The 12,229-nt window shown below is 38.0% G+C and carries 4 protein-coding genes; all 4 read right to left on the minus strand.

What is annotated here, in order from left to right:
* Positions 1-9: 9 nt before the first annotated feature.
* Genes RMY31_RS33240 through ectB form a run of 4 tightly spaced genes read right to left on the minus strand, consistent with a single transcriptional unit; the run spans position 10 to position 12,213 of the window.
* On the minus strand, positions 10-3,384 hold the full coding sequence (locus RMY31_RS33240; protein WP_322661351.1) for an amino acid adenylation domain-containing protein: 3,375 nt from the start codon (positions 3,382-3,384) through the stop codon (positions 10-12).
* Positions 3,381-8,126: a type I polyketide synthase gene (locus RMY31_RS33245; protein ID WP_322661349.1), complete on the minus strand. Its 4,746-nt coding sequence runs from the start codon at positions 8,124-8,126 to the stop codon at positions 3,381-3,383. The genes RMY31_RS33240 and RMY31_RS33245 overlap by 4 nt, the downstream gene beginning before the upstream one ends.
* A 21-nt stretch (positions 8,127-8,147) precedes the next feature.
* A complete protein-coding gene (locus RMY31_RS33250) occupies positions 8,148-10,913 on the minus strand; it encodes an amino acid adenylation domain-containing protein (RefSeq protein WP_322661347.1) in 2,766 nt (921 codons plus the stop codon).
* Positions 10,914-10,962: 49 nt separating this feature from the next.
* Positions 10,963-12,213 (minus strand): diaminobutyrate--2-oxoglutarate transaminase, encoded by a 1,251-nt coding sequence (ectB, locus tag RMY31_RS33255; protein ID WP_322661345.1) that lies wholly within the window; start codon positions 12,211-12,213, stop codon positions 10,963-10,965.
* Between the last annotated feature and the right edge of the window lie 16 nt (positions 12,214-12,229).

Raw genomic sequence — 12,229 nt, forward strand, 5'->3', positions numbered from 1 at the left:
TTTTTTAAATTAAATATTTCCGATAGATTTAAGTTTTTGCAGACGCTTTCTTTGTTGAGCTTTCCCATCTGCAATTTTTTCAGTAACAATATCTGTCACAGCAGCAGATGTTTGTTGATGATTAACTTGCTGGAAATAATTTGCTAAAGAGTTGATAGTCGGATATCTAAATAAGTCGAGGACAGATAAATCTCTGGTAAATACTTCACGTAATTTGCTATGCACCTGAACCAAAAGTAATGAATGACCGCCGAGTTCAAAGAAGTTATCATGAATGCCGACATTTTCCACTTGCAAGACTGTCTGCCAAATTTGGGCAATAGTTTGTTCGACTTCTGTTTGGGGTGGTTGATAAGCTGCGGTTAATTCAGGGCGGGCTGTATCAGGCGCAGGTAACGCTTTGCGATCGACTTTACCATTCGCTGTCAGGGGGAGTGCTTCTAACAAGACAAAAGCCCCTGGCATCATGTAGCTGGGTAACTTTGATTCTAAGAAGTGACGCAATGTCTCAACTGCCAGTGTTTGCTCCCTTTGCGGGACTACATAGGCTACTATGCGTTGAGATAATGCTACTACCACTGTTTCGCGCACTGCTGGGTGTTGGCTAATGATGGCTTCAATTTCTCCCAATTCAATGCGAAAGCCTCGAATTTTCACCTGATTGTCAATCCGTCCTAAGTATTCAATGTCTCCATTGGGTAGATAACGTGCCAAATCACCAGTCTTATACAGGCGTGCGTTTGGGCGATCGCTAAAGGAATTGTCAATAAATCTTTCGGTTGTTAATTCTGGTCGATTTAAATAACCTCGTGCTACACCAGCACCACCAACATACATCTCACCCTTGACTCCCATTGGTACTAGTTGCTGATAGCGATCTAATAAATAAACTTGCAAGTCAGGAATGGGACGACCAATAATACTTCCTAATCCGACTTCTAAGTCTGCCTTGGCCAGTGGACGATAGGTAACATGGACGGTTGTTTCTGTAATACCGTACATATTGACTAACTGCGGCAGTTGGTCGCCATGACGCTCAAACCAAGGTCTTAAGCTTTCCAGTTGCAGTGCTTCGCCACCAAAGATCACCAATCGCAGATTTAGCTGTTTACTAGTTCCCCAAGATGCTTCTACTTGGATGAGTTGCGAAAAAGCGGAAGGCGTTTGGTTGAGTACTGTTACTTGCTGTGTGACTAACAATTGATAAAAGTCTTCCGGGGAACGACTCAGCCAGTAAGGTACTATAACTAGTTTCCCGCCATACAGCAAAGCACCCCAGAGTTCCCAAACAGAAAAATCAAAGGCGATGGAATGGAATAATGTCCAGACATCATTTTGATTAAATTTATACCAACCTTCTGTGACCGTAAATAACCTAACTACATTGCTATGATTGACTAAAACACCCTTCGGCTGACCTGTTGAGCCGGATGTATAGATAATATAAGCCAAGTTAGCAGTTGTACATTTATTGGTTGGATTTTCTTGACTTTGCTTATTTATACTAACAATTTCAGTATCTAAATAAACAATATTAGTTTGATGTGACGGTAAATTCTCGATTAAATGCTGCTGTGTGAGTAGTACTGATACCTGAGCATCCTGCAAGATGAAAGCTAAACGTTCTGGTGGATATGCTGGATCTAGTGGTACATAAGCACCACCTGCTTTGAGGATGGCTAAGATACCGATAACCATGTAGAGTGATGCCTGCGGCAACGTCTTCGACGAACGCTCTACATAAATCCCCACTAATCTTTCTGGTTTTACTCCCAAAGCCCGTAGGTAGTGTGCTAATTGGTTGGCTTTAGCGTTGAGTTCGCAGTAGGTTAATTGCTCATCTTCAAATACTACTGCTACTGCATCAGGCGTGCGTTCTACCTGAGTCTCAAACAATTGCTGAATACATTGTTGTTGAGGATATGCAACTTCTGTATTATTCCACTCCAGCAGTAATTGATGTTTTTCAGATTCTGTTAATAGTGATAATTCTGAAAGTCGTAGCTGCGGATTTAAAGTAATTCCTTCCAACAAGGTTTGGAAATGTCCAGCCATCCGCTTGATAGTAGCTTCCTTAAATAAATCTGTATTAAACTCCAGATTAGCAAAAAGTTTTTGTGCTTTTTCTGTTATTTCTAGAGTCAAATCAAACTTTGCTGTACCATTGTCAACATCTAAAAGGCTTAAATTCAAACCAGTTACTTCTAACGCAGGCATTGGCGAATTTTGAAGCACAAACATCACTTGAAAAAGTGGTGTGTGGCTTAAACTTCGTTGTAATTGTAGTTCTTCTACTAGCTGCTCAAAAGGTAAATCTTGATGGGCGTAAGCTGCTAATGCCACTTTCCGCACACGAGTTAGTAACTCCTCGAAGGTAGGATTACCTGCCAAATTAGTACGTAGTACAATTGTATTGACAAAAAAACCAATTAATCCTTCTAACTCTGTACGATTGCGGTTAGCAACGGGCGAACCAACTACAATATCTTCACTACTTGTATAATGCCATAGAAGTGTTTGAAAGGCTGCCAGCAGAGTCATAAATAAGGTACTTCCATACTGTTGGCTCAGTTTATTTAACGCTACAGATAACTCACAAGATAACTCAAATGAATAGGTAGCACCTCGGAAACTGCCAATAGCAGGTCGTGGGTAGTCAGTGGGTAACTCTAATAATTTTGGTACGTCCTCTAATTGGTTTTTCCAATAAGATAGTTGTGATTGCAGTATCTCTCCTTTTAGCCATTGTTGTTGCCAAGCGGCAAATTCTACATACTGTATTGGTAGTTCTGAAAGTGGAGATAGTTGCTTTTTCAAGAAAGCTTTATAAAGTACTGCGACCTCTTTAATCAGTATCCCCATTGACCATCCATCCGAGATAATGTGGTGCATTGTGAATATCAGAATATGTTCTATCTCGCTCAGCCGCAGCAATGTAGCTCGTAGCAATGGAGCTTGCGTCAAATTAAAGGGTTGCTGTATTTCTTGTATAACTAACTTTTTAACTTCAGCTTCTTGCTCAACTTCAGATAATTCCTCTAAATTGATGGTAGGTAAAGTCAAGTTTAAAGTAGGAAGAATTAGTTGAACAGGTTTTCCTTCCATCGTTGCAAAAGTAGTTCGTAAAACTTCGTGGCGTTGCACGATTTCGTTAAGAGTTTGTAAGAATACAGCTTGATTAAAGAACCCCTTAAGACGCAAAGGTACCCATATGTGATTAGCAAAGTTACCAGGTTGCAATTGGTCTATAAACCAAAGTCGTTGTTGACCAAAAGAAGTTGGAAAAATCTGAAGCTGCCCAACTTTTTCTTGAAGTAGTTTTGCCAAAATTTCACGTTTTCTTTCTGGTGAAAGCTTATTAATATTATCGTGAGTATTCGTCATTGTTCAGCCTCTAATGTTAACATCTTATTAAGTAGTAATTCAACTTCTTGGTTTGAAATTCGATCGAGCCTAGCTAACACCTGCTGCTCGCTACTCCTCTCGATTCTTTCAATCATGTTGAGGTTATAGCATTCTTTTGAACTGTTGTTCTGTTCAACTATCAATGCTTGCTCTATGATAGTAGGTGCTTCAAAAAAACTTTGCAGTGACAGGTTTACTTTAAATTCTTGACGCAATCGGGAGAGAAGTTGAGTAGCTAATAGAGACTGTCCTCCTAAATCAAAAAAGCTATCATGAATACCTATCAGATTAATTCCAAGGATCTCTTGCCATATCCGAGCAATATTTGCTTCAATTTGATTGCGAGGAGCAACATAATCATGTCCTAAATTGGGGCGAGGATGGCTTGGTTGGGAGATACTAGCTGAAGCTGAGTTATCTTCCAAAATTTTTAATCCTTCTTCCAGATAGTTTAAAGAATTAGTACGTTCAATTAAAGCTTGGAAATTTTGTGATGACACAATAACATGAGGTAAAGCACTTCCCAAAACGCGCTCAAAAGCATCAATGCCTTCTTGAGGCATTATTCCTTGTTTTAGATGTTTTTGGAGTACATGTTGGATTTTGTCTGGTAAAATACTTTCCGTATCCACTGACATCCCTATCTCTTGCCAAGCACCCCAGTCGATTGATATTGTTAATCGTTCAGATTTAGAAGCGTGATTATATGCATATACATCAAGAAATGCATTAGCCGCACAGTAATCTACCTGTCCAAATTCACCCAGTATGGAACTTTGGGATGAACAAAGTACAAAGAAATCTAGATTAATATTCTGAAAAACTTGCTCTAGTAATATCGTTCCTCTAACTTTTGGTGCTAGTACCTCGGTTGCTATATCTTGCGTTTTAAATTGGATGAGACCACCACCAGCAATACCAGCTGAATGAATAACACCATTAATTTGACCAAATTTTTCTATTGACTGAGTAATCACAGCCTGCATTTGTTCGGAATTAGTCACATCGGCACTAATTACCAATACTTCTGCACCAAAGGTCTCCAATAATTGGACTTTACGAATTATACGGCTAACTCTATCTTGCTCATCATGAGTTGCCAACCACTCTTGCCAATTATTTTTTTCGGGAATACTTTTTCGTCCAACTAAAACTAATCTAGCTTGTACTGTCTTTGCTAGATGTTCTGCTAATACTAAACCAATGCCGCCTAGCCCACCAGTAATTAAGTAAGTTCCTCCCTCTTTTAACTTAGTTTTATCAACTATGCTCTGTTCCAAACGCACAGGCTCGAGGAATTGAATCCAGCGATGATACCCACGGTAGGCAACTATGTCATCGGTTTGATCTACTGTAAATTCTGTGATGAGATTGTCTAAAACTTTTTGTAGTTGTGGAGTTTCTAAAGAATAAATTATATCAATAGTATAGCAATTGATATTTGAATACTCTTTTGGAATTACTTTACATGGCCCTAATATAGTTGCCTTAGAGGGGCATAATTTTTCCTCACCAGTTACATCATATAAATTACTAGTTACGACCATTAATTTGAGAGAATTCTTAATATCTTGTTTTCCTAATGCTTGTGCTAAAAAAAGCAGGCTCCAGAAACCAAGATACTGGCAATCTTCAAAAAATTGATCTTGCGTTTGTTTGTCTAGCTCTTGATTGGATAAAATATCGTCGGGAGTAATGCTCCAAAAATGAGCGATCGCTTGGGGAACCCAATTCTGTTGTTGTAGTGCTTGCAGCAAGCGATCGTAGTCATCTTTTTGTTGGGGATTTATTGCATACGTACAGTCGCTAAGTTTGGCAAATTTGTCTGCAACTCTCACAAAAATTACATCTTGACCTTCTTGCTTGAGTCTTTCAGCAATTTTTGCTCCTACTCCATAGGTATCTATAAATACTAACCAATGTGACTTTTGTTCTACTAATTTTTCCTTTTGGAAAAGCTGAAATGGTGTAGATTGTTTCCAGCGAGGAATGTAGAACCAGTCAGCAATATCTGGTTTTTTGTCTAAGTTGTCTAAGGTTTTTTGCGACTTCAGTGCTAGAGGTGCATTTCGATTTACTTTTAGCCAATAACGCTTACGCTCAAAAGGATAAGTAGGTAAGGGTATACGATGACGTTTTTGGTTTGCGTAAAAACCTAACCAATCAATTTTAACTCCTACTAGCCACAACTGACCGAAGGTGTTAAGTAAAAACGCGACATCTGATTGTTGTTCTTGAGGATGCCGTATAGAGTTAAGTGCTATTAGTTCATCTGTTTGATATTGTTTAACCAAGCTACTTAACGTCCGTCCCGGCCCAACTTCCAATAATATTCGTTCTGGCTGGAGGAGTAACTCATTTATCCCTTGACTGAAGCGTACTGGTTGCCTCAAATGCTTCGCCCAATAGTTAGGGTCTACCGCTTCGGCTGCGGTAATCCAAGTGCCGCTAACATTGGACACAAAAGGAATTTTTGGAGGATTGAGTTTTACCAGTTGTAATGTTCGGGTGAAAGTCTCAATTATGGGTGACATCATTTGAGAATGAAAGGCGTGGTTCGTATGCAACCGCCGACAATTGACATCCAGTTGTTGGAGTTTTTGTTGCAATTGGTCTATTGCTGCTTCTGAACCGGATACTACACATTCTGAAGGTGCATTGCTCGCAGCTAAAGAGATTTCGTTTCCTAGCAGTTGTTGTACTTCTTGTTCTGGCAGCCCAAGCGAGAGCATGGCACCACTTGGTAACTGCTGCATGAGTTTTCCGCGTGTTGCTACTATTGCCAAAGCATCTTCCAAAGAGAAAACTCCAGCTAGAGTAGCAGCTACATACTCTCCTAGACCGTGACCAATCATCATCTGTGGGCGCACGCCCCACGCCATCCATAATTTTGCTAAAGCGTATTCAATCACAAACAAAGCTGGTTGAGTAATTGCGGTTTGCTGCAAATTTTGGGTTGCTATTAATGCTTTTTCTTCACTGGGATAGAGGACTGTACGCAAGTCTACTTCCAAGTAAGGTTTGAGCAATTCGCAGCAGTAATCAACTTGCTCTCTAAATATGCTTTCGCTCTCGTATAATTCTCGACCCATATTTACATACTGCGAACCTTGCCCAGAAAACATAAAGACAATCGGGCGATTACAAGGTTCTTGATAATGGGTAAAAGTTCTTTGAGGATCTTGCAGTGCTTTTATGGCATCTTCTTGGTCTTGACAAACTACCATGCGGCGATGATTTAATGTCCAGCGACCAACTTGCAAAGTATGAGCAACATCGGCGAGATTTAAATCTGGGTGTTCCTGGAAATAATTAACTAAATTTTCTGTAGCAGTTTCTAATGCTGTATTCGTTTTGGTGGAAAGTAATAATAACTGCCAAGGTCGAGAAGGACTAGAAGGTTGAATTATCGGTGCTTCTTCTACAATTACATGGGCATTTGTGCCGCCAAAACCAAAGGAACTAACACCTGCACGGCGAGGAGTGCCGTTAGTTTTCCACTCAGATAGTGTGTTGTTGACATAAAAAGGACTGTTAGTAAAATCTATCTGAGGATTTGGTTCTTCAAAGTTCAAGCTAGGCGGTATCTGTTGATGTTTGAGGGCTAAGACGGTTTTGATTAAACCTGCAACTCCAGCAGCTTCGTCCAAATGTCCAATGTTGGTTTTCACAGAACCAATTGCACAAAAGTCCTTTTTGGGAGTTTTGCTGCAAAAAGCTTGTGTTAAAGCTGCAATTTCCACGGGATCGCCTAGATTAGTTCCAGTTCCATGAGCTTCTATGTAAGTAATCGTTTCAGGTTCAACCTCAGCCATTATTTGAGCTGCTCTAATCACTTTTGCCTGACCATGAATGCCGGGTGCAGTGTAGCTAACTTTGTCTGCTCCATCATTATTAATAGCGGAACCTTTGATAACCGCATGGATGCAGTCACCATCTGCGATCGCTTCTTCTAAGCGTTTTAAAACTACAATACCTATACCCCTTCCTCTGGGACATCCCTTGGCCTTGGCATCAAAAGCACGGCAATGTCCATCAGGAGAAGCAATTCCTTCTTGCTGATACACATAACCCACTGCTTCTGATATTGAGACTCCAGCAGCCAAAGCAACATCACACTCACCACTTAGCAAACTTTGGCAGGCTAAATGTAAAGCAACCAATGAACTTGAACAAGTGGTTTGAACTGCAAAACTCGGCCCCTGCAAGTTTAATTTGTAAGAAGCAAGTGTAACAGAAGCTGGAGAGACTCCTTTTTCTATTTGTTGTTGACCAACAGAGTCTACAATCTCGGAATTTGAATAAATATTAGGTAAATAGCCACCAAAACCAATACCAGCGTAAACTCCAATCGGCTTATTGTAAGCCTCACAACTGTAGCCAGCATTTTCAAGTGCTGCCCACGCATATTCCAAAAAGAAACGGAGTCCGGGATCCATAATTTCCGCTTCTCTAGGATTTATATCGAAGAATGAAGCATCAAATAAATCTATATTTTCAATTACACCTTCTGCCTTGACATAATAAGGGTTTGTCAGGTCAGCAGAATCTACACCTAAATCTTTTAGTTCTTGATCGGTGAAAAAATGAATTAATTCCACCCCGTCTCGGAGATTTTGCCAGAATTTTTCAATATTTTGAGATTTAGGAAAACAGCCACTCAGACCAACAATAGCTATTTCCAGACCAGTTTGATGACTGAAATATTCGGAATTTTTCATAACTAATTGACTGAATGACTGTTAAGTAATTTGTGCTTTTTTCTGTAAAAGGCGTTGCTTTAATCTAGCTTTACCAGCTTCTAGTTGTTCATTTAATCCCTGACTTTGATTAGCAAAGCTATCGTCTTTTTCTTGACTTAAATAGCGGGATATAGAACTGATGGTTGGATATTTAAATAGGTCTGTTATTGCTAAGTCTGCTTTAAAAACTTCCCGCAGCTTGCTGTAAACCTGAAGTACATTTAGTGAATGACCACCAAGGTCAAAAAAGTTATCTTGAATGCCGACTTTCTCTACTTTCAGAATTTTTTGCCAAATATCGGCAATTGTGTGTTCCATCTCATTTCGCGGCAATACGTAAGCTGTTTCTAATACTGGGCGAAGATTATCTGGCTTAGGCAAAGCTTTACGATCTACTTTACCGCTAGGTGCTAAGGGTAGATTTTCTAGCATCACAAAAGCCGAAGGTAACATATGATCAGGTAATTTTTCTTTTAGGAAATTCCGCAATTCACTAATACTAGGAACTGGTTCTGTTTTTGCAACCACATAGGCAACTAACAGCAAATGACCAAGTTCATCTTCATGAACTATGACTACATTTTCACGTACATTCGGGTGCTGATTCAAAAATGTTTCAATTTCCCCCAGTTCAACCCGGAAGCCACGAATTTTTACTTGATGGTCAATGCGTCCGAGGAATTCAAGATTACCATCAAAAAGCCACCTGCCTAAATCTCCAGTTTTATAAATTAAATCTCTACGATTTGGTGGTAACTTGTGACTCGCTTCCGAGAACGGATTAGGAACAAAACTTAAATTAGTTTTTTCCTCGTTTTTCCAATACCCCGCACCTACACCAATTCCCGATACACAAATCTCTCCTGGCGCGCCAATCGGTAATAGTTGCATTTGCCCATCCAGAACGTAAATATTCAAGTTGGCTAATGGTTTACCAATTGGCACAGTGCGCTGATTTTCAGCAAAAGGTTTGTTAACAATAAATTGAGTAATATCGTCAGCCGCCTCTGTAGGGCCATAGGCGTTAACGATTTTGATTTGTGGATAGATTTCTAGCCACTTATTTACCCAACTGACTGATACTGGTTCTCCCACCACCATCATCCATTTGAGATCGGGTAATTCTCTTTGGTGAATTCCTAGCTCTGAAGTATATTCAAGTAAGCCCCCAAATAATGCCGGGACTAATTCAACAACCGTAACTTTATGGTATTTAAGTGCTTTAAACAGTTGTTCAGGAATCGCCACCGTTTCAATATCTGCTATGACTGTCCTACCACCAATTAAAAGTGGTGCCAAAAATTGCCAGACAGAAATATCCGTGGAAGAAGGAGCACTTTGGAGAAAACAAAATTCTTCTGTTAACTGCAATTCATCAAATTGAGCATAAATATGATTAATTGCACCATCATGTCTAACAATTGCCCCTTTTGGTAATCCTGTAGACCCAGAAGTATAAAGCATATAAGCTGGGTCAGTAGCATCATTGATAAGTTCTAGATTATCATGAGGCAACTGCTCGAAATCAAATTGATTATATATTTTTAAATGTGCTTGATTAGCAAGTTTTGTCTGCTCACAAAGTCCTTGATCTAAACAAATGATAGATGAAAGTCGAAAACAATCTTTTACTAGTTCTGCTAAGACATCTAACAGCGAATAATCTGTTAATAAAAATCTCACTTCGCTATTAGATAGCATATATTTGATGCGATTTGGTGGATAAGTACTATCAATAGGTACATAGGCTCCACCTGCTTTATAGATAGCAAGGATAGCAACAAGGAAATTAATATCGCGGTCTTTAAAAATGCCTACAAACTCTCCCTGCTTAACTCCTAATTTCCGCAATAATCCAGCTAACTGATTAGCTTTATGATTTAGTTCTTGATAAGTTAATTGAGTTTGTTCGTGAACTACAGCTATATTGTTGGGAGTATGAGATACTTGTTTTTCAAATAATTCGTTTATTGTCTGCTGAATCGGATACTGTTTAATATTGTTGTTATACTCCTTTAATAATGTGTATCGATCGGAGTCTTTTAAGAAAAAAATATCAGAAATTTTAAGATTAATTGTGTTTAAACAACTGTCTAGTACATTGACATAATATCTGCCGAATAATTTGATATTTTCATCTTGAAACAGATGTTCGCTGTATTCTATCTCAGCACTAATACTTTCTCCATTAACTCTAAAAGAAATGGTGATATCATTATTGAGTTTATGTAAATTATTTTTATTATGAATATTTTCTAATAAAACTACTATGTCAAAAATTGGACAACGATTAGGAGTTGTAGGTATTTCTAATAATTTAATTAATTCATCAAAATTATAATTTTGATGACTATAATTACTGATGACAGCATCTTTTATTTGTAAAAGAAAATCTTTGAATGAAACCTGAGAATTTACTTGGGTAGGCAAAGGAATTACTTTGCTATTTATTTCATGTGTTTCAATCTTATCATATATTGGTATGCCAACAACAATATCATTATTTCTAGTATATTTTTGCAGCAAAATCTTTAACGCTGATAAAAGTATCAAGTAAATTGAAAAATAAGAACCTTTAGCTAACTTAATGAGGGCTTGAGATGAATTATTTGATAAATCAAAGCTCAAAGATTTATTATTACCACTAGTAAATAAAGGTCTTACATAGTCCTGCATCAAATTTGTTTCTGGCAATTCTCCTGATAATTTATTTATCCAATAATTTTTTTGAGAGAATGTGTCAGCCGAGTGTAAATGTGTACCCATAGTTTTTTCCTGATAATTAATTGCTCTGCAAGTTAACTATTATGTTCTTCTACATACAATCATCAAAAGCTATTTTGATAATTGAACAACCCTTTTGCAAAGTAGGTATATCAATTATTAAAGGTGGCAAAATTTTAATTACGGTATCATTTCTACCTGCTCGTTCTACTATTAATCCTAGTTCAAAACAGCGTGATATGATTTTTTTAGATAAAGTGCGATCGCCAAAATCTTTGAGATCAATTCCCCAAATCATCCCAATTCCGCGTATGGCAATTTTTTCACTAATTGATGCTATTTGCTCTATGAGAAATTTTCTCAGAAAAAACTCTTTAGCTTTCACATCCTGCTCAAAATCATAGCTTTCTCGATACTCTAAAGCAGCAGTTGCTCCTATAAATGCTAATTGATTACCTCTAAAAGTACCATTATGTTCGCCTGGTTCCCATATATCCAATTCTGGCTTAATTAATAATAGAGACATGGGAAAGCCATAACCACTAATAGATTTAGAAAGAACTACCATATCAGGAACAATATCTGCTCTTTCAAAAGAAAAGAAAGACCCTGTTCGACCACAGCCGACTTGAATATCATCGCATATTAATAAAATATCATACTCGTCACACAACTTTCTTAATCTTTGCATCCAGTCAATCGGAGCTACAATAACTCCACCTTCTGCTTGTACTGTTTCAAAAATGATTGCGGCTGGTTTTTCAATTCCAGAATTAACATCATTTAATATCGATTTTATATATTCTATTGTGTCAAAATTTTCCATGAATCCATAAGGATAAGGCATAAAAGTTACATTACTTGATGTACCAATTGCACCTGCTCGGATACCTATATTACCACTAATGGATAAACTCCCTAAAGTCATGCCATGATATGCTCCCATGAAGGAGAATATACCTGGTCTTTGTTTAATTTTTCTAGCTAACTTTAAAGCTGCTTCTACTGCATTTGTTCCTGTAGGTCCGCAAAATTGAACACGATAATCTAGTTGCTTTGGACTTAGCACTACTTCGTCAAATTTAGCTAAAAACTTCTCTTTAGCTGAAGTATACATATCCAAGCCATGTGCAATTCCATCGGCATCTAAATATGTTATGACTTTTTGTTTTATATAGTCATGATTGTGTCCATAATTTAAAGCACCTGCTCCTGCAAAAAAATCAATATATTCTTTACCTGATTCCGAATAAATTATAGAATTTTTAGCTCTATGAAATATGTCGGGAAAAGTACGGCAATAGCTTCTGACGTTGGATTCACACTTGTCAAATATATTCATAAGATTTATTCCACTT

Origin of the sequence: Dendronalium sp. ChiSLP03b (genome assembly GCF_034531165.2) — a bacterium.
In the GTDB taxonomy this organism is placed as follows: domain Bacteria; phylum Cyanobacteriota; class Cyanobacteriia; order Cyanobacteriales; family Nostocaceae; genus Dendronalium; species Dendronalium minutum.

Excerpts from the sequence above, each read along its gene's own strand:
- RMY31_RS33240 (WP_322661351.1), bottom strand. The coding sequence starts at position 3,384 with ATGACGAATACTCACGATAATATTAATAAGCTTTCACCAGAAAGAAAA.
- RMY31_RS33245 (WP_322661349.1), bottom strand. The coding sequence starts at position 8,126 with ATGAAAAATTCCGAATATTTCAGTCATCAAACTGGTCTGGAAATAGCT.
- RMY31_RS33250 (WP_322661347.1), bottom strand. The coding sequence starts at position 10,913 with ATGGGTACACATTTACACTCGGCTGACACATTCTCTCAAAAAAATTAT.
- ectB (WP_322661345.1), bottom strand. The coding sequence starts at position 12,213 with ATGAATATATTTGACAAGTGTGAATCCAACGTCAGAAGCTATTGCCGT.